At 47.4% G+C, this 17,379-nt stretch carries 20 protein-coding genes; 13 read left to right on the forward strand and 7 right to left on the reverse strand.

The annotated features are described in order from the left end of the window. Window positions 1-52 precede the first annotated feature (52 nt). The 3 genes from Q1A54_RS17750 to Q1A54_RS17760 all read right to left on the reverse strand — a co-directional run bounded on the left by Q1A54_RS17750 (window position 53) and on the right by Q1A54_RS17760 (window position 2,448). Window positions 53-889: an alpha/beta hydrolase gene (locus Q1A54_RS17750; protein ID WP_299990792.1), complete on the reverse strand. Its 837-nt coding sequence runs from the start codon at window positions 887-889 to the stop codon at window positions 53-55. A 254-nt stretch (window positions 890-1,143) separates the two neighbouring features. Further along, window positions 1,144-1,320, reverse strand: a complete 177-nt coding sequence (locus tag Q1A54_RS17755) for a hypothetical protein (protein ID WP_299990793.1) — start codon at window positions 1,318-1,320, stop codon at window positions 1,144-1,146. 99 nt (window positions 1,321-1,419) lie between these two features. Then, complete coding sequence (locus Q1A54_RS17760; protein ID WP_299990795.1) at window positions 1,420-2,448, reverse strand: proline iminopeptidase-family hydrolase; 1,029 nt, start codon at window positions 2,446-2,448, stop codon at window positions 1,420-1,422. A 195-nt stretch (window positions 2,449-2,643) separates the two neighbouring features. Between Q1A54_RS17760 and Q1A54_RS17765 the strand changes: the two genes are divergently transcribed. Further along, window positions 2,644-3,732 carry a DUF3616 domain-containing protein gene (locus Q1A54_RS17765; protein WP_299990797.1) on the forward strand — a complete coding sequence of 363 codons (1,089 nt, stop codon included), beginning with the start codon at window positions 2,644-2,646 and terminating at the stop codon, window positions 3,730-3,732. Window positions 3,733-3,809: 77 nt separating this feature from the next. On the opposite strand, the gene Q1A54_RS17770 is transcribed toward Q1A54_RS17765, so the two are convergent. Continuing rightward, window positions 3,810-5,135, reverse strand: coding sequence for a DUF2254 domain-containing protein (locus Q1A54_RS17770; RefSeq protein WP_299990799.1), 1,326 nt, complete (start codon window positions 5,133-5,135; stop codon window positions 3,810-3,812). 333 nt (window positions 5,136-5,468) lie between these two features. Between Q1A54_RS17770 and Q1A54_RS17775 the strand changes: the two genes are divergently transcribed. The 3 genes from Q1A54_RS17775 (at window position 5,469) to Q1A54_RS17785 (ending at window position 6,812) form a co-directional block, all read left to right on the forward strand. Then, on the forward strand, window positions 5,469-5,813 hold the full coding sequence (locus tag Q1A54_RS17775; protein ID WP_299990801.1) for a DUF6152 family protein: 345 nt from the start codon (window positions 5,469-5,471) through the stop codon (window positions 5,811-5,813). A 2-nt stretch (window positions 5,814-5,815) separates the two neighbouring features. Then, a complete protein-coding gene (locus tag Q1A54_RS17780; RefSeq protein WP_299990803.1) occupies window positions 5,816-6,301 on the forward strand; it encodes a DUF6644 family protein in 486 nt (161 codons plus the stop codon). 139 nt (window positions 6,302-6,440) lie between these two features. Next, window positions 6,441-6,812, forward strand: coding sequence for a hypothetical protein (locus Q1A54_RS17785; RefSeq protein WP_299990805.1), 372 nt, complete (start codon window positions 6,441-6,443; stop codon window positions 6,810-6,812). A 32-nt stretch (window positions 6,813-6,844) separates the two neighbouring features. Here Q1A54_RS17785 and Q1A54_RS17790 read toward each other — a convergent pair whose 3' ends face one another. Continuing rightward, complete coding sequence (locus Q1A54_RS17790; RefSeq protein ID WP_299990807.1) at window positions 6,845-7,630, reverse strand: tRNA pseudouridine synthase A; 786 nt, start codon at window positions 7,628-7,630, stop codon at window positions 6,845-6,847. Between the two features lie 83 nt (window positions 7,631-7,713). Further along, the gene (gene treF, locus Q1A54_RS17795) at window positions 7,714-9,252 is read right to left on the reverse strand and encodes an alpha,alpha-trehalase TreF (protein ID WP_299990809.1); all 1,539 of its coding nucleotides are present in this window, start codon (window positions 9,250-9,252) and stop codon (window positions 7,714-7,716) included. Window positions 9,253-9,528: 276 nt separating this feature from the next. Between treF and Q1A54_RS17800 the strand changes: the two genes are divergently transcribed. From Q1A54_RS17800 to Q1A54_RS17820, 6 genes are all read left to right on the forward strand, one after another. Further along, complete coding sequence (locus tag Q1A54_RS17800) at window positions 9,529-10,665, forward strand: DNA cytosine methyltransferase (protein ID WP_299990811.1); 1,137 nt, start codon at window positions 9,529-9,531, stop codon at window positions 10,663-10,665. Between the two features lie 31 nt (window positions 10,666-10,696). Next, a complete protein-coding gene (locus tag Q1A54_RS20375) occupies window positions 10,697-10,915 on the forward strand; it encodes a hypothetical protein (RefSeq protein WP_366915837.1) in 219 nt (72 codons plus the stop codon). A gap of 150 nt (window positions 10,916-11,065) precedes the next feature. Further along, window positions 11,066-12,043, forward strand: coding sequence for an HNH endonuclease signature motif containing protein (locus Q1A54_RS17805; protein WP_299990813.1), 978 nt, complete (start codon window positions 11,066-11,068; stop codon window positions 12,041-12,043). A gap of 30 nt (window positions 12,044-12,073) precedes the next feature. Further along, window positions 12,074-12,244 (forward strand): hypothetical protein, encoded by a 171-nt coding sequence (locus Q1A54_RS17810; RefSeq protein WP_299990815.1) that lies wholly within the window; start codon window positions 12,074-12,076, stop codon window positions 12,242-12,244. A 120-nt stretch (window positions 12,245-12,364) separates the two neighbouring features. After that, entirely contained in the window at window positions 12,365-13,171 is an 807-nt protein-coding gene (locus Q1A54_RS17815) for an AraC family transcriptional regulator (RefSeq protein ID WP_299990817.1), read from the forward strand. Between the two features lie 61 nt (window positions 13,172-13,232). Next, a complete protein-coding gene (locus Q1A54_RS17820; RefSeq protein ID WP_299990819.1) occupies window positions 13,233-14,351 on the forward strand; it encodes a serine hydrolase in 1,119 nt (372 codons plus the stop codon). A gap of 291 nt (window positions 14,352-14,642) precedes the next feature. On the opposite strand, the gene Q1A54_RS17825 is transcribed toward Q1A54_RS17820, so the two are convergent. Then, complete coding sequence (locus Q1A54_RS17825; protein WP_299990821.1) at window positions 14,643-15,251, reverse strand: c-type cytochrome; 609 nt, start codon at window positions 15,249-15,251, stop codon at window positions 14,643-14,645. A gap of 517 nt (window positions 15,252-15,768) precedes the next feature. On the opposite strand from Q1A54_RS17825, the gene Q1A54_RS17830 reads away from it, so the two are divergent. From Q1A54_RS17830 to Q1A54_RS17840, 3 genes are read left to right on the forward strand one after another with little or no spacing between them, the layout of a single operon-like run. Then, on the forward strand, window positions 15,769-15,999 hold the full coding sequence (locus tag Q1A54_RS17830) for a helix-turn-helix transcriptional regulator (RefSeq protein ID WP_299990823.1): 231 nt from the start codon (window positions 15,769-15,771) through the stop codon (window positions 15,997-15,999). Between the two features lie 3 nt (window positions 16,000-16,002). Next, window positions 16,003-16,332, forward strand: coding sequence for a HipA N-terminal domain-containing protein (locus tag Q1A54_RS17835; RefSeq protein ID WP_299990825.1), 330 nt, complete (start codon window positions 16,003-16,005; stop codon window positions 16,330-16,332). Continuing rightward, window positions 16,333-17,355, forward strand: a complete 1,023-nt coding sequence (locus Q1A54_RS17840) for a type II toxin-antitoxin system HipA family toxin (RefSeq protein WP_299990827.1) — start codon at window positions 16,333-16,335, stop codon at window positions 17,353-17,355. It abuts the gene before it with no gap. Window positions 17,356-17,379 lie beyond the last annotated feature (24 nt).

The raw sequence follows: 17,379 nt of genomic DNA on the forward strand, positions 1-17,379 counted from the left end.
TTTCTGTTTGGTAATTACTGATTGCTACTGGCTTTATCTTAATCAAGCCGTCCTACTGCCGCAGGAAGTCAATTATGGCACTGTTCAATTCCTCCTTATGCGTCAGGAACAGGCCGTGCGGGGCTCCTTTTATTTTAATATACTTGTTGTGTCGAATCTCTTTGGAAGATTGGTCGCTACTGGTTTCGATCGGCACGATCTGGTCAGCATCGCCATGCACGATCAACGTCGGTACGTTTACATTGCGCAGCTCAGGACGGAAATCAGTGTTAGCCCAGGCTTTGGCTGTTTCGATGGTAGCCCGGGGCGATGCGGCCGAGGCAATAGTCCAGTCATACTTCAGCACCTGTTCTGTGACCGTATCCTTGTAATCGCTGGCGTTGTAAAACTGCTTGCTGAACTCTCCCAGGAAGGTAACCCGCTTCGTTTTAAGCGCCTCCATGATCTCATCCAGCTTGTCTTCAGGCACGCCATCCGGGTTGTTCTCTGTTTTCTTCACGATAGGTATAATTGAGCTCACCAGCACCGCCTTGTCGATGCGGTCATTGCCGTACATGCTCAGGTAGCGCACCACTTCACCGCCACCCATCGAGAAGCCCACCAGCACACAATGTCGCAGGTCCAGCTGTTCGATCAAGGCACGTAGGTCTCGTGCCAGGGAAGTATAGCCGTAATTGTGGTAGGGCCGGTCGGAGTCGCCAAAACCGCGACGATCATACGCAATGCAGCGGAAGCCGGCATCTACAATGGCTTGTACCTGGTTCTCCCACATCTTGTGGCTCAACGGCCAGCCATGGATCAGGATCACGGGTTGGCCGTCGCCATAGTCCTGGTAGTTCAGGTATACATTCTCACCCCGCTGGATGTCTTCAGTTTCAATAAAAGGCATAGTTTTAAGTTTGTTTTAGTGGTTGTACATTCATTCAGGTTACTGCCCATGGGCGTTTTATTTTAACTGATTGCAGGGGTAAATGTTCGCTGAAAGGCACGTTTGAGTACGACAAATAAGAGGAATTGTGTCTAGGTAAGTGATACGAATCAAAATACCGCATAAGATACTTTGAAGTAAGCTTCCACACATGAAGCCTATAGGAATTAGTATTGAGCATTAAAAAAGCCCCTGTTTTAACAGGGGCTTTTTAATTAGTTAACTCGTACGGGGATCAGCTCACGCTCGAAGTATACCAGGTCCTTCTGCGAAGGATTACCATTGACGGTGCAGTAGTAGATGCGTTTGAGGTACTGTCTGATCGTTAATTTAAGATCCGGATTCACTTTTGCGAACACTTCAGATCCAATAGGGAATTTATTTTCTAACATATCCTAATGTACGCATTTAAACGGGATAACACCGGGTTATTATGGCCTATTTTACCAAAAGTGCCTTTGGACCAGATCAGGTAACTAATAAGCTTTGTGTTATCCCTGATTTTTACCATCCACCTCTTTCATAAAATCAACCAAGCCCTCAAAATATGTTTGCTGGTCGTCGTAAAAGGCCATGTGGCTGCCTTCGGGGCAATGCAGGTAGCGCCCATTCGGGTACTGTGTGGCCATCCACTCCATGTGTTTTGGGTCCATGGTGTCGTGCTGACCGCCGATGGTGAGCGTAGGCACCTTGATATTTGGAAGGTCCTGGGAGCGGTCCCAGTGGAGCAGTGAGGCATTGCCCCGGATGCCGAACTCGCTTGGGCCCTGCATCTGCACATAGATGGTCTGATTCATGTGGTCGAGCATGCGCAGGGCCGGGTCTGGCCATTCTTCCAAGGGCATGCGCAGCGCATGCTTGGTATAGAAGTGCGGCAGCAGCAGCTCCATGTAGCGCGGGTTCTCAAAGTCGTTGTCGGCTTCTATCTGCTTGATCTCGGCCAGCACCTCGGCGGGCATCTGCGGACCCAACACCTCGTCGGCATACTTGTTATACTCGGGCACGCTTGACACCATGTTCGAGATGATCAGGCCTTTGAGGTGCTGTTGATACTTGAGTGCATACTCCGTTGCCAGAATGCCGCCCCAGGAGTGGCCCAGCAGGTAGAAATTGCTTTTGTCGAGTTGCAGTGCCTGGCGCACCTGCTCCACTTCTTCTACAAAGCGGTCGATTTCCCAGAGGCTGGTGTCGTCGGGTTTGTCGCTGTAGTGGGAGCCCAACTGGTCGTAGTAGTAATACTCAATGCCCGCCTTGGGCAGAAAGCTGTGAAAGCACTCAAAGGCCTCGTGCGTGCCGCCCGGTCCGCCATGCAACAAAAGCAGCTTGATGGTCGGGTTGTTGCCCACCCGCTTCGTCCAGACATAGAACTCACCTTTCGGTGTAGTAATGGTAATCCGGCGGGCTCCGCCACTCAGTTCGTGCTCGGTCCCGGCGTAGTTGTGGTAATCGGCTACGGAAGGAGTGGAACTGCCGGCATTTTCGGAAGTGGCAGGAGAAAGCTGGCGCAGGAGTGATTTCATGGTTTATTGGTTTAAGGTGAGAGTAAGGAGTATGTACGGTGAATATACACAAAGTATAGCTTCCTGTCACTTGGTATATACTTTAAAATAAGTTAGCTAAAGTTACGTTTGGCTGACTACAGATATAGCAATAGCCGGCACCAACCAGCCTGCGTATGTTAACCTGAACACTAGACGCTATACCTAACAGACACTATGCGTGAGCAAATCAAACTGAGCTTTTCCCCGGACCTGAGCCTGAACGCCGAAGGCAAGCATGTGCGCGACGGCCTTTCCACGGCCATGTTCATTGGCGATAATTTGTGGCTGAGTTGTGATGAGCGCACCACCATCGAGCGCCTCACCCGTTTACCTGACGGCTCCTTCGGAAAGCACCACTCCTTTGACGTGCATGACTACCTGGACCTTCCGGCGCAGGATAAAAGCGAGATTGACATCGAAGGCATGGGCATGGCCGATCATTACCTTTGGCTGGTTGGCTCCCACAGCCTGAAGCGAAAGAAACCGAAGCGGCCTGACTCCATCAAGAAACAGATAAAACGACTGGCTAAAATTACGAGCGACCCGAACCGCTACCTGCTGGCACGCATCCCCATCCTTCAGGATCCGGCAACAGGAGAGTATACCCTTTACAAAGAAGTGGAAGACCCGGACCGGACCGGCAAAATACTGCGTGCTGGGCAATTAAGAGGCGACAAGACCAGCAATGTGCTGACTGAATTAATGGAGCAGGACGAGCACATCGCGCCTTTCATGAACATCCCCGGCAAAGATAACGGCTTCGATATAGAAGGACTGGCCATACACGGCAGCCGCATTTTTATAGGACTGCGCGGTCCGGTGCTGCGCGGTTGGGCCATGGTGCTGGAAGTGGAGCCAGAAGAAGATGAAACCGGCATTTTGCACCTGAAGCAACTGACAAAAGAGAAACCTTACCGGAAACACTTTCTGAACCTGCGGGGCAAAGGTATACGGGAGCTCCGCATTTTCGGGAATGACATGTACCTGCTTGCCGGACCCACGATGGACCTGGACGGCGTGATTGCCATCTACCGCTGGCGCGATGCCGTGAACGGGCACACAGAGCAGGTGGTACATAACAACGAACTAGAGCGACTTTGCGAGGTACCGCACGGCACAGGCGAGAACACCGGCAAAGACAAAGCGGAAGGGCTCGCCATACTGGATGACCAGCGTATGCTGGTCGTATTCGACAGCCCGACCGATGCACGTACGGTGGGGGAGCATGATGTACAGGCAGACGTTTTGCGGATTGTGGAGTAGGATTGAACTACATTGTCAGGTCTGCAGCACAATGCTGAACGAAATTAAAAAAGGATAGCGTAGAGAGTCGGCGAAACTCATTTTTCCCTTCTGGCAGCAGGTTCATCGGCCATGTATTTCTCTCTGGCATTTTGGATTAAGGCTTTGATGTAGGCTACGTCTTCCTGGCTTTTCATATCCTGAGCCGAAGCCTCCTCAATTGAGTTTAATTCCTTTTCCATAAGCGACCTGTGCTTGTTTTCTTCATCACGCTTGCTCACCTTGGCAATCAGGTCGATGAGCTTTGCCTGCACGGCTACATCCTGTGACGAATAGGCGCGGATACTGGCTGTGCAAAGGTAAAAGGTTGCCTCGAAAGGTACAGGCGCATAGATAATGGCAGCTGTTCCATCTTCATGCACCACCACTTTCTGGCCACGTAAGCCCTGAAGTCTGCAAAGCAGGTCCAGTAGGTAGTCGATGGCATGAATAGCTGTGCCCGGATCGTTGATAGCCGGGCTCAGGGCTTTTACCGCAATTTCGGTTAGCTGCTTAAAACTGTAGAAGAAGTTTTCCTTGATATTTTCCTGGTGCCGGAAGATCACGTTCTCTTCCAGTATTTGCTGTATCTCCTGGTTCATCGGTTTATTTATCTTCAGGAAAGGCTCATCCTTCAGCAAATAAGTGCCCTGGTGCACAAGGACCCTTAGCTTCAGCCCCATCTTCCTGGAAACTTTCATGAATTCTTTTGAAGTGACTGTGTCGAAATAACCGGAATCCCAGGCTTTCACCAGGTAGAATTTTTCGTCTTCTTTCCAGTCTTCATGATAGCTTCCACTCTTCAGTTCCCGGTCGAGCACGGCCCTGGTGGTGTGGTATGTGTTGCTGAGAATGTTTCCGATCTGAACCTGGTTGGATATCATGTGAATGAAATAGATGAACGAGATCAGGCAGGCAAAGCCCAGGTACATGCTGATGGCAACCGAAAGCACAGGTACTTTGGGCCCCTCCGGCATAGTGTTTACATTGCTCAGTACGACGATTATAAAACCTGCCGTACCTATAATAGTGCCCAGAACAATCTGACTGCCTCTTTTGTTGAGCAGGTCCGGCAAGAGCCTGGGAGAGAAGCTCGATGTAACCTGTGTTAGAACGATCATCACCATGGCAAAGGTGAAGGTAACGAGTGTGAGCAGGCCCGTCAGCAAAGACGAGAGCAGGTCTCGGGCAGTATTCTCATCGTCTATCTTCAGGAAGGGCACCTTGTCTATCAGGGAGCCTCCAACTGAAATCCTGTCCAGATAAGTAGTGCTCATGGCCAGCGCATAGAGACCCAGCGAGATCACGATAGGGTAGAAGGCAATACTTGTGGTGACTTGTATATAAGTTTGCTTTACAGCATATTTTAGTTTAGCAAAGTCCATAGGGTGAGTTGCACAATTGAAGCCAGCATTTTTTCATACGAGAGCGTTCGATTTTAGCTTAAAACGGAATACCTAGTTACGATTGGCTCTAGCTGAAGTTCGGCCTTGACAGGACTGGCATGATCTCAGACAAAAATTCTGGCAGGAGCGCCAACTTCAGAAAATTACTCGGACAGCAGCTGTAAAATGATGATGCAGCACGCACGGCGTTGGCACACCCCGCCAGCAGAGTAGTGCCCAGGTCGCTATACCTTGATATACACAGCGCTATACCTACACCTTTTTCTGTTTCCTTCGTTTTTACATAAGTATGTCACCTTCAGTTTTATACCTATGCTATTACCTGCCAAATTACTCCTGCTTCTATTATTCCCGCTGACTGTGGCGCTACACCACGGTTGGGCAAACTACGACCAGACCAAAACGCTGGACTACACCGGCCTGGTGGAAGAGATCACCTATGAAAACCCGCATGGCATGTTAAAGCTACAGCACGAAAACAAGACCTGGACGGTAGTGCTGGCCCCACCCAGCCGCATGAATTCCCGTGGCCTGGCAAAGGACATGATCAAGCCCGGTGATAAGGTGCGGGTAGTGGGGTATCCGCATAAAGAAGTGAAGGATGAAATGCGGGCAGAGCGGGTCTATGTGGGAGACAAAAAGATAGAACTCCGCTAGCGGTGACCGCCCAACTAGCGGGGCTGCTGCAGGGGTTGGAAGACTCCGCTTTGGCGAGCGCCATCCGGCAGTCCACTTGGCTATACCCCTTTCTGGAGATTGTGCACATCCTGGGCATTGTGCTGCTGGTCGGTGCCGCATTTCTGTTCGATCTGCGCTTGCTGGGACTTTCCAAAAAGCTGCCTGTCCCGGAGTTGGCCAGCCATCTGTTGCCCTGGTCCCGGAGGGGCCTATACCTGATCGTTCCTTCCGGCGTCCTGTTGTTCAGTACCAATGCCATGGCGCTGGCCGCTGACACTGTTTTTCATATCAAACTGATCGGCCTGGTGGTAGGTGGAATAAACGCCGGACTTTTTCATCGATACCTCCTTTCTTCTGCACCCGAATGGCCGCATGGCCACACGCCACGTGCTGCTAAAGCCGTGGCAATATGCTCGGTGGTGGTGTGGATGGTTGTGATAGCCTGCGGGCGGTTGCTGGCTTATTAATTTTGCTTTTGTTTCTTTTGTAGCTGGTTAGCTCCCCGCTGGCTCGTGCCGATAACTCGGGCCAGGAATGAAGCTAATCAGAGCAACTGTACCGTTGCGGCACGGTAACCGTAAAGCTAGTAAAGCATATAGCAGCATTATGAATCTGACAGTAGGTTGTAAAGTAGCGTGGACGGAATCGGTATACACGCCTTATACAGAAGGGGAGACATCCGACTTTATCGGGGAGCGCACGATAACCGGTAGGATAACGGCAGAAGGGTATACGAAGAAAACGAATTACCATTTCTTCACGATCCATGTGTATGGAGCTGAAGGGGTAAATGCACAGGAGATAGAGGTGAACAGTAAGATCGTCCGGCGGGGTGTCGTGCTATACCCAAAGTGTAAGCTACTGGCCACCCCGGACAACTACGACGAACTGGTTAAGGAAAAAGCAGAGCGGAAGGAAAACAGCAGTCCGGTCTGTTATGCCGACTCAAAAGAACTACGGGAAGGCTTCGAAGAATAAATGGAACAATGGTTTGTTTACCAGCCAGCAAGTTATACCTGCTGAAAGGCAGGAGAGAAAGTAGGACGAGGCGGAATGCCCAGGAAAGGGTAAGTTACTTTGGAGAGGTATAGTCCCTGCGGATAGGCCGGTGTCAGGTGCTTGGGTGCTGTCTCAAGAGCCAGGTAACTTTCAAACTCGGGCAAGCTGAGTGCACCAGTTCCGATCTTCAGGAGTTGGCCCACGATAATGCGGATCATGCGGCTCAGAAACCGGTTGGCCGTTATCTGAAAACGCAGCCTGTCACCCTGCTGGTCTATCAGCCAGCGGGCTTCTGTTACATAGCAGATGGTGCTGTCATGATCTGCCGGCGTAATACAGAAGTTCCTGTAATCAGTGTAAAGCGGGAGCAGGGCAGTGGCCGCCTGCATCGCTTCCAGGTTCAGGTTCCGAACCGGATACAGGGCGCTTACATCGTGCAGAAACGGATCTTTATAAGTATGGATGAAATAGTCATAGCTTCTTTGGCTGGCATCGAAGCGGGCGTGGGGCAGGCCCTCCACCGGAATGATGTCGAACACGGCGATATCGGGGGGTAGCACTTTGTTCAGCCGGAAAAGCATGTCAAAGTCCCAGGGCTGCGCGATATCCAGGTGAAAAAAGAACTGGCTCGCATGTACCCCCGCATCCGTCCTGCCACAACCCACGATCGCGACGGGCTGCTTCAGTATCTTCTTTAGACATTCCTCTATCACCTGCTGCACCCCAACGCCATAAGGGTGTCGCTGCCAGCCGTTGTAGTGCGTGCCGCTATAGCCGATATGAAAGAAGTAGCGCAAGGGGTTGCTCAGGTATAGGTGACGGAGGTTTTATCTGCAAGGTAGAAATAAAAAAAACAGTTATTCTGGTAGCTTAGTCCGAATCAAGGTTGATTCTTCATCCAGGTATAGATGCCGTTCGTCCAGCCAAAGCCATCCTGATTGGGGTATTCTCCTCCTCCAGCTTCTGAGCCAGGGTCTACCACGTTGTATTTTTCCATCATCTTGCCGGTTTCTTTAAAAACCTGATCGTTCAGGGCAATCCATCTCTTTTTTATTTCTTCGGCGGTATCATCAAAGCCATAATGGCGAAGCCCCACATAGCTGAGGTATTGCAGCGGAGCCCAGCCATTCGGGTAATCCCATTGCTGGCCACTGTAGTGGAGAGAAGACACCAGGCCGCCCTTTTTCAAGAAACTGCTGACGATGTGTTCGTGTACCTGCTGTGCCTGTTCCTGGCTGGCGATTTTGAAAAACAGCGGAAATATACCTGCCAGCGACATGATGCTGGTGGACTTGTTTGACACGGTATCATAATCCATATAAAAGCCCCTGTCCTCATTCCAGAGATAGCGGAGCATGGCCTTTTTACGCTTCTCTGCCTTTTGGAGGAAATAAGCGGAAGGCTCAGAAAAAGAGCTGTGCGCATAGGCATCCGATAAGGTTACTTCCAGATCGTAGAGCAGGCAGTTCAGGTCGACAGGCACGATGTCGGTTGTGTGGATGCTTTCCATGTTGGTTTCTTCTCTGAACCAACGGCAGGTAAAGTCCCAGCCAGACTCGCAAGCGGCTCTGATATGCCGGTAGAGTGTGCCAGGCTCCACGCCATCCGTTGCTGCATGACGCGCCATTTCCACATCTTCCACATAAGACTCAGGGCGAGGTGCAGTAAGGTCATCCCAGTAGCGGTTCAGGATACTACCGTCTGGCATCAGGACGGCTCTGCGAATACAATCTTCTTTCTCTGAAAGGCGGTAGTACCCGTCCATCCAATAGTTATATTCTTTCTGCATGTGCGGGAGGTACTGCGTCAGCACATCGGGCCCGTCAATTTCAGCCAGCAGCCGGACCATCATGGCAAAGAATGGCGGCTGCGAACGTGTCATGTAATAACTTCGGTTCGCGTTCGGAATATGCCCGTAGGCATCAATCAAATAGGCAAAATTGTCTACCATGTCCCGGATCAGGTCATGCTCCCCGGCACATTGCAAGCCCAGCATGGTAAAGTAGCTGTCCCAGTAATATAAGCCCCTGAATCTTCCGCCCGGCACGATATAGGATTTGGGGACAGGCAGCATGGAGCAGTTGGTTTGCGATCTGCGTGTCAGCAGGGGCCAAAGCTGTGCGATATGCTCCGTCACAGGTAGTTGCTGGTCACTCTCGTAGTCGGTTTGTATAGGGGTGGGAATTTCAAAATATGCACAGACGAAATCCTTGAGATCGAAGTCCTTCTCGTGCTTTTCAATTTCATACAGACTGAGAATTTCTTCCGGGGCACGCTTGGGAAAACAGTCTGCAAACGTGATGGAATCAGGAAATACATGATTCATCTGCACGTCATGAAACAGTGGCCCGAATAACTGATCAGGTGGTAAAATGGCGGGTACTACACTGTAAATCTGCGGGGGCTCTATCGGTTTCATTTATTCTTGCTTTACCTTCTGCAGGAATAACTGGTTTTTAGGTTGAAGTGTTTTGATGGGGGAGGGGTTTTGGGGGGTAGAGTGCCTTCGGTAGTGCGGGCTTGTAGCTCGTACTGTTACTCTAGCTGAAGGTATTATTGGGTGGAAAAGAAAGGAGTTAATCTGTAAACTCGGATTAGCGTTAGTATAGCCTTATAAAATCTACTGCAATATCAAGAACTCTTTTTGATAATAAATTGCGTATTTTGCTAAAAATATATAATTAGAGATATTACAATGGCTTTTCGTGTAATTGATTTGTTTTCAGGTGCTGGTGGGTTTACACTTGGCTTTAACATGTTTAAAGATAGCTTTGGAAATTCTGCTTTCAAATCTATTTGGGCAAATGACTTTAATAAAGAGTCTGTTGAAACTTATAACTTAAACTTTGGAAGTCACTGTGTTTTAGGAGATATAGTAGACATCATAAATAATCCAGAGTTTACAATTCCTCAAGCAGATATAGTCATAGGCGGGCCACCCTGCCAAGGATTCAGTTTATTAAATAAAAACAGAAAATTAGATCCAAGAAAACAGCTTTGGCATCCATTTATGGAAGTAGTTGATAAATCCAATGCAAGTGTTTTTGTAATGGAAAATGTAAAGGAGCTGTTAAAATCTGTAGAGTTTAATGAAATTAAGGTTGAAGCAGAGCGACTTGGATTTCAAGTAAAAGCCGCAAAGCTATTAGCTGCAGATTATGGTGTTCCTCAGATGAGGTATCGCGCCTTTATATTTGGTTCAAAAATTGGAGATCCTGCTTTGTTCTTCCCTCCTAAAAGAACTCATAGGGATCCGAATGATAAAAAGCCTATTGACGTTTATGAGTATGTTTCCAATCCTAGGCCTTGGAATACTGTTAGATATGCCATAGAGGATTTACCAGAGCCGGTTGGTACAGAAATTAGAGACGAAGACGGACCATTAAATATCCATTTCGGTAGAAACCCTACTCAATTAAGCCTAGAAAGATATAGAGCTATACCTGATGAAGGAATGAATCGCTTTGATTTACAAAGGCTGGCTCCTGAATTAACACCACAATGTTGGATCAAAAAGGAGTCAGGAGGAACTGACTTGTTTGGGAGGCTATGGTGGGACCGCCCTTCAGTAACTATTAGGACGGAATTTTTTAAACCTGAAAAAGGAAGATACTTACACCCTGTCCAGCATAGACCAATTACACATCGTGAAGCTGCAAGAATTCAGTCATTTCCAGATGATTTTATTTTTGCTGGAAGTAAAACAGAAATAGCAAGGCAGATTGGTAATGCCGTTCCCCCTATTTTAGCACATCATATAGCTAAGTCGGTCTATAATCATTTGAAGAAACAGACATCTTTGGTATTAGATTGTCAGATGAATTATGGCTGATAATCTTACACCCGAATAAAGGAGGAATGTTATGTCGCAGGTTAAAGGTAAAAATACCAAGCCTGAAATGAAGATAAGAAGCATGCTTCACAGCTTAGGGTATAGATTTAGAATTCATAACAATAAATTACCAGGTAAACTAGACATTACACTAGTTCGCCATAAAAAGATAATTTTTGTTCATGGATGCTTTAAGCATGGCCATAACTGTGCAAATGGAAAAAGGCCAGTGACAAGAGTAGAGTTTTAAATGCCAAACTTGATAAAAACATTCTAAGAGATAAACTAAATCAAGAGAAACTAAAAAAGATGGATTGGAAAGTTCTGGAAATTTGGCAATGCGAATTGAAACAGAAGAGTTTACTGTTACAGAAAATAATGAATTTTATGTCCTCTCAAAATGGCTAGAAGATCTAATCAAGAAAATCCTGAGATATTAAGGATTGAATTACTGGATCTAATCATTAATTATGAGAAGCACCTTAAATCTGACGCGCTTAGAGATAAAGTTATAGGTTTGATACCTGCTTTTCAAAAATTAAGAGATATAGGTAGTTCTTTGATTCCCAAAAATATAGCTTCATCAGGTCGTGATAGAATCTTACAATATTTACTACAATATCCAGGAGTAATTGTGAAAGGTGAGGAATTGATGGTGGTGTCAGGTATTAATGATTATCCTAGAAGAGTTAGAGAATTAAGGCGGCAATTTGGTTGGTCAATTATTAGTGGAGAAACAGCTAAGGAGATGTACCGAGAAGGAGAATTACCACTAGAAGGTATTGATGTTCTCCAAATGAGTACTGATGATTACATCCTAATTAATACTCATCAAGATAAAGAGTCAGCCTATAGGTGGAATGTTGCTAATACTATAAGAAAACAAAAAGTAGGGGTAAAACATAAGATTTTAGAGTATTTAAAAGAAAATGTTGGCAAAGTAGTTAATGGTGAAGAGTTAAGATATGTTTCTAATGAAGCGACGGAATGGGGTAGACGTGTTAGAGAGCTTAGAACAGAGGAAGGATGGCCAATTAAAACTAAAAATACTGGTAGGCCAGATCTTAAAGTTGGAGAATATATTTTAGAAGAGGACAAACAAGATGAAGAACATGATCGCCATATAACTGATATTGTAAGGGTAAAAGTTCTTGAAAGAGATCACTACAGCTGTAGAAAATGTAGTTGGTCTTATGATAACAAAATACCGAATGATCCAAGACATTTACTAGAATTACATCATATTAAACATCATAAATTTGGTGGTGACAATGATGAATCAAATCTTGTAACTCTATGTAATGTGCATCATGACTATATTCATTCTAAAGGGAAAATGTGGAATGAAGAAGAGTTTTTTAACTGGCTCGATGGCTAAGAAATAATAGATTTCTATTTAACCATCACCTTGCCTTTTAACCCATTCTCCATTGACCTCCCCGATCGGAAAATCATACCTGCCGTCATAGAGTATCTTTTGGCGCAGAACACACTGATCGTATACGCTACTCCGGGAACCGGCAAAAGCACCTTGCTGTCACTGGCTTTGCTGGACGAGGCATGGCTCGGGTGGTCCTAGCACTTAAATCCCACGATTAGCAGTGGCAAATTTTTATAACTTTATACCTAAAGCCGCTGATTGCAGGTATAACCTATAGCAGCAGCTGCGGTCATAAGCGAAGGGCAAACCACCCCAGGTATGGAAGAGTTAAAAGCAGGCAGTTTTTTCGGACAAACGAACAGGACCTTTCACCTGGATGGCATCCTGCTGACCGACACCGAGTACACGGTGGATAAAGTGGACTGGCATTACCACGAGAACGCCTATTTTACTTTTATTCTGGCCGGGCAAATTCTGGAGGGTAACCATAAGGAGAAATACCACTGCAGCCCCGGATCACTGCTATTTCACAATTGGCAGGAGCCACATTACAACATCAAACCGGAGGGCTATACCCGGGGCTTTCACTTGGAAATTCAACAGGACTGGTTTGCGGAACTACTGCCCGAGACGGAGGTAGCGGAGGGAAGTTTGCAGATCGACAATCCGGTGGTGAAGCTCTTGTTTTACCAGATTTTCAAAGAAACCAAAAGCAGTACCCTGCTATACCCGGCCATCGAGTCTCTTTTACTGCAGGCATTCACGACCCTGCTTCCGCAGGAAAGTAAAGTCTACAAAAACCCGCCTTGGGTAGCCCGGCTAAAAGAGCTGCTGCACGATAATTACCAGGACACGTTGCCGCTAAAAGCGCTGGCTGCCGAAGTGAACATCCACCCGGTGCATTTGTCCAGGGATTTTCCGAAGTACTTCAACTGCAGCCTCGGCGACTATATCCGGAAAGTCAGAACAGAAAAGTCTTTTTCCTTTTTCTATGACAAAGAGCGCTCCCTGACCGAAATCGCGCTGCAGTGCGGCTTTTCAGATCAAAGCCATTTCACCCGCAGTTTCAAGGCACTGAACGGGCTCACACCGTCTGCTTTCCGGAAGATCATGCTGGAACGTTAATTTCATTCTATTTTCAGCGTGCTGTCTGCTGTAATTTTGCAGCTTCCAAAACGAAAAATCTATGAAAAGACGTCTTCTACTTTTCCTGCTGCTCGCTGCTATACCTGCTGCTGTTTTCGCACAAAGCCCGGCCAATTTAAACGACGGTATATCGGTGGCCGCGCCAAAAGCAGTGCGGGTAAACGCCGAAAAGCTAGCCGCCCTCGACAGCGCCATCAGCAGCGATAAATTCAAGAACATCACCAGTGTGCTGATCGCCAGAAACGGGCAGCTGGTCTACGAGCAATATTACCAGGGTTTTGCCGACAGCTCGCTGCACGACACCCGCTCTGCCACCAAAAGCATCACCGGACTTTTGATCGGGCTGGCGATCGACAACAAAATGATCCCTTCTGAAAAGACCACGGTCACGCGCTACTTCAAAGACAAGAAGCCTTTCCAGAACCCCGACCCCCGGAAAGACAAGATCACCATTGAGGACTTGCTGACAATGAGTTCGCTGCTGGAATGTGATGACGACAACCAATACTCGCGAGGCAATGAGGAGCGGATGTACCTGATCGAAGACTACTACCGCTTTTACCTGGACTTGCCTGTGAGAGGCTATGCCGGCTTTGCCAAAAAGCCCGAAGATTCGCCTTATGGTCGAAGCTTCAGTTACTGCACGGCAGGCACCGTACTATTGGGTGGGGTATTGGAACGAAGCACCAACATGAAGGTTGATGCCTTTGCCAGACAGTACCTCTTCGAGCCCCTGGGAATTACGCGGGCAAACTGGCAGATAACCCCCATGGGCACCCCCATGACCGGCGGCGGACTGGGCTTAAGAAGCCGTGACTTGTTGAAGCTGGCCATATTACTGCAGCAGGGTGGCCAATGGAACGGCAAGCAGGTTATTTCCAGCAGTTGGGTCAAAAAGTCAACCGCCACGCAGGCGCACGTGCGGGAGTTTAACGGGCAGAACTACGACTACGGCTACTTGCTTTGGAAGCAGCAGTTTGGGCAGGACAAAAAGTACGCCGCCTACTACATGTCCGGCAACGGCGGTAGCAAAATCGCCGTGATCCCCGAGCTTGACCTGGCCATTGTCATCACCAGCACGCTTTACGGAAGCTTCCAGGGCCACTTGCAGACAGAGAAGATCCTCTCGGATTATATAGTGGCGGCTGTGGGGGAGTAGGGGGTAGTGACGCCATGTAAGCCATAGAACCAAGAAGTGCGCCATACCTATTTTTTACAAATCTGGTCCAATAATACCTGTTTTTCACAGGCTATAGCCTTTGTTGTTTACTTCCTGGATCGTGACGGAGGTATTGTCCTTCTTATTCGCATGGAGCACCTTTTTGCTTTCTTTCTGGGCAGGCAGTTTGTTGTGCATCAGCCAGTAGGCATACGTAGCCGGAGCGGAGGTATAAGCAACTGCTCTAGCAGGAGAGGGATTGCTGTGGTGTGTTTTGCTAAATTAAGAGCGCTACTTTCTTTCTGCAGCCGTTACTGGAGGCTGCGGGGGTGGCACAACATTCTTAATAGGCTTTGTAGATTTCAGGTAGGCGAAAACGGCCCTTAATTCCTCGTCCGTCATATTTTTGTACATGTCCCAAGGCATTGGTGGCAACAGCATGCGCGAAGATTCCAGCCCCTTGTGCTTGCCTTGCCTGATCGCTGTGAAAAAATGCTTTTCGGTCCAGTTGCCTATACCGGTCTCATCTGAAGTTAAGTTGGCAGCGTAAGAAATTCCCCAGGGTCCCACCCAGGCGGTCAGCGTCTGTGTTACCACCAGGCCTTTCTTTTCCACCTCTTCACGGTTTACATCAGGAGGCGGCAAAGAAGCCGGATGACCGGACAATGCTCTGGAGAAGTCCATTTCTATACCTTTGTCTGTCATCTTTTTAGGCGTATGGCAATCGTGGCAGGCGGCAATCGTGACCAGGTGCTCCCCCAGTTTAAGCTGTTCTTTATCTTCTTGCAGCATGGTGTCAAAGCTAGCCTGCTTTGTATCAGGGTGCCCTTTCGAAAACGGTGAAAGAAACAAGATGAACGAGAAGATAACCAGGGAGGTAATAACCAGTATAGTTTTCATAGCTGTAAGGTTTTGTGTTGAAATTCGTATGTAAACTGCCTTACCTAATTTACCTATTATCCGGAAGAAGTAGAATCAATAGAGGTATTACCTAGTGAACTGATTAGTGTTTGATGTTAAGGGAAAGATTTCAATGATGAATCATTATTTCCAGGCAGAAAGCATAACTGAAAGCTTAGGGTAGCATATATTTACAAAACTTGCCTTTCAACCCCTTCTCCATAGACCTTCCCGTTCGGGAAATCATACCTGCCGTCAGAGAACACCTTTCGGCGCTATATTTATACCCAAGGTACACCTTCTTTTCACGCTACTCTAACTTTGCGTGCTAATGTCAAAACCACATAATGTAACTTAACTCGTAGCATGGTATACCTGCAGGCATATTAAAACGAGTATTATGCCACATTATAGTGTGATTTTAAGCGTATTCGGCGTATTTATCATCCTATTTTATGCGTAAATCACATTGTAATGTGATAATTGATTAAAAATGCCTATTTTTGTAATGTTATACATGTCAAATCACATTATAATGTTGGCTCAGGAACTTGGAAATCAGATTAAACGCCGCCGTGACATGCTGCATATCACGCAGCCTGATTTGGCAGAATTGGCTGATATCAATGTTAATACCCTATATCGGATTGAAACAGGAAAAGCCAATCCGACCCTTAAGGTCTTACATAAGTTGGCAGAAGTGCTTGGTATGGAGATAAAGCTGGAAGTAAAGAAACCTAACCTTTAAGCGATGCGGCAAGCGGAAGTTTATAGAAACGGTACTTTAGCAGGAGTACTCTCCCAATACCCAGACAAGCATTATGAATTCAGGTATACAGATGAGTGGTTTCAAAACAGTGCACTGCCTGCCATCAGCCTGACCCTACCCAAAACGCAGCAGGTATACCAGTCCAGTTATTTGTTTCCTTTCTTCTTCAACATGCTTTCGGAAGGCGTAAACCGTCAGCTGCAGACCCGTCAGCTCAGGATAGATGAAAAGGACTATTTCGGTCTGCTCCTAGCCACTGCCGGCGCCGATACCATCGGGGCTGTAACCGTTAAACCGTTAGCTTCATTTTAAATGGCTATACCTGAAATTTCAGTATGTCCAGGTACTTTGGCAGCAGGCTTCCATGCCTACAGTCGTACCTGCCTGGTGCGTGTTTTTGGTGGTAAGAAAGTAAGTCATGTGCTACCCTATAAAACCCCGCAGAAAAGCGAAGAAGATGCGGAAAAGTTTATGGAGAACCGAAAGCGTATCTCTATTTCGGGCGTGCAGGAGAAGCTATCGCTGGTACTGGACAAAAACAAGCTACGGCTGACACAACCAGGCGAGCAGGGTACTTACATACTAAAACCCATTCCCCGTGACCTTCGAAAGGTACAACAGGTGCCTGCCAATGAGCATCTAACCATGCAAATCGCACGGCAGGTATACGGTATACAGATCGCTGAAAATGCACTGATATTTTTCCAAACCGGAGAGCCCGCCTACATCACCAAACGCTTCGATGTGAAGCCGGACGGAAGTAAATATGCTATAGAAGATTTCGCCTCCCTAGCCGGTAGAACATCCGAGACAGCTGGCCCTGATTTTAAGTACGAATATACTTATGAAGCCTTGGCTGCATTGGTCAAACGCTACGTAGCAGCTTATGCTGTGGAGTTGGAAAAGCTTTTCTCGCTGATAATGTTCAATTACCTGTTCTCTAATGGAGATGCACACCTAAAGAATTTCAGCCTCATCGAAACACCGAATGGCGACTTTGTGCTGAGTCCTGCCTATGACCTGATTGCTACCCGAATTCACGTGGATGATTCATACTTTGCTCTAAAGGGGGGGCTTTTTGAAGACGAGTACGAAACCAGTAGCTTCAGAGCAAACGGCTACTACGCCTACGACGATTTTTTCGAGTTCGGACTGCGTATCGGTATCAAAGAGTCCAGAATCATCAAGCTCTTAAATTTATATCGGGAAGAGAAGGAAGCCGTACACAACTTAGTAGCACGAAGCTTTCTTGATAGCGAAACAAAAACCCTATACCTGAAGCAGTATCAGACCAACCTCAAGGCACTTAACTATTCATACAGACAGTTGATTTGAGGGGCTCCCACATCAACTCATAAC

It is taken from the genome of uncultured Pontibacter sp. (assembly GCF_947502515.1).
GTDB lineage: Bacteria > Bacteroidota > Bacteroidia > Cytophagales > Hymenobacteraceae > Pontibacter.

Bases quoted from the DNA above. Each gene is read 5' to 3' on its own strand.
- Q1A54_RS17750 (WP_299990792.1), bottom strand. From the start codon at position 889: ATGCCTTTTATTGAAACTGAAGACATCCAGCGGGGTGAGAATGTATAC.
- Q1A54_RS17755 (WP_299990793.1), bottom strand. From the start codon at position 1,320: ATGTTAGAAAATAAATTCCCTATTGGATCTGAAGTGTTCGCAAAAGTG.
- Q1A54_RS17760 (WP_299990795.1), bottom strand. From the start codon at position 2,448: ATGAAATCACTCCTGCGCCAGCTTTCTCCTGCCACTTCCGAAAATGCC.
- Q1A54_RS17765 (WP_299990797.1), top strand. From the start codon at position 2,644: ATGCGTGAGCAAATCAAACTGAGCTTTTCCCCGGACCTGAGCCTGAAC.
- Q1A54_RS17770 (WP_299990799.1), bottom strand. From the start codon at position 5,135: ATGGACTTTGCTAAACTAAAATATGCTGTAAAGCAAACTTATATACAA.
- Q1A54_RS17775 (WP_299990801.1), top strand. From the start codon at position 5,469: ATGCTATTACCTGCCAAATTACTCCTGCTTCTATTATTCCCGCTGACT.
- Q1A54_RS17785 (WP_299990805.1), top strand. From the start codon at position 6,441: ATGAATCTGACAGTAGGTTGTAAAGTAGCGTGGACGGAATCGGTATAC.
- treF (WP_299990809.1), bottom strand. From the start codon at position 9,252: ATGAAACCGATAGAGCCCCCGCAGATTTACAGTGTAGTACCCGCCATT.
- Q1A54_RS17800 (WP_299990811.1), top strand. From the start codon at position 9,529: ATGGCTTTTCGTGTAATTGATTTGTTTTCAGGTGCTGGTGGGTTTACA.
- Q1A54_RS20375 (WP_366915837.1), top strand. From the start codon at position 10,697: ATGTCGCAGGTTAAAGGTAAAAATACCAAGCCTGAAATGAAGATAAGA.
- Q1A54_RS17805 (WP_299990813.1), top strand. From the start codon at position 11,066: ATGGCTAGAAGATCTAATCAAGAAAATCCTGAGATATTAAGGATTGAA.
- Q1A54_RS17815 (WP_299990817.1), top strand. From the start codon at position 12,365: ATGGAAGAGTTAAAAGCAGGCAGTTTTTTCGGACAAACGAACAGGACC.
- Q1A54_RS17820 (WP_299990819.1), top strand. From the start codon at position 13,233: ATGAAAAGACGTCTTCTACTTTTCCTGCTGCTCGCTGCTATACCTGCT.
- Q1A54_RS17825 (WP_299990821.1), bottom strand. From the start codon at position 15,251: ATGAAAACTATACTGGTTATTACCTCCCTGGTTATCTTCTCGTTCATC.
- Q1A54_RS17830 (WP_299990823.1), top strand. From the start codon at position 15,769: ATGTCAAATCACATTATAATGTTGGCTCAGGAACTTGGAAATCAGATT.
- Q1A54_RS17835 (WP_299990825.1), top strand. From the start codon at position 16,003: ATGCGGCAAGCGGAAGTTTATAGAAACGGTACTTTAGCAGGAGTACTC.
- Q1A54_RS17840 (WP_299990827.1), top strand. From the start codon at position 16,333: ATGGCTATACCTGAAATTTCAGTATGTCCAGGTACTTTGGCAGCAGGC.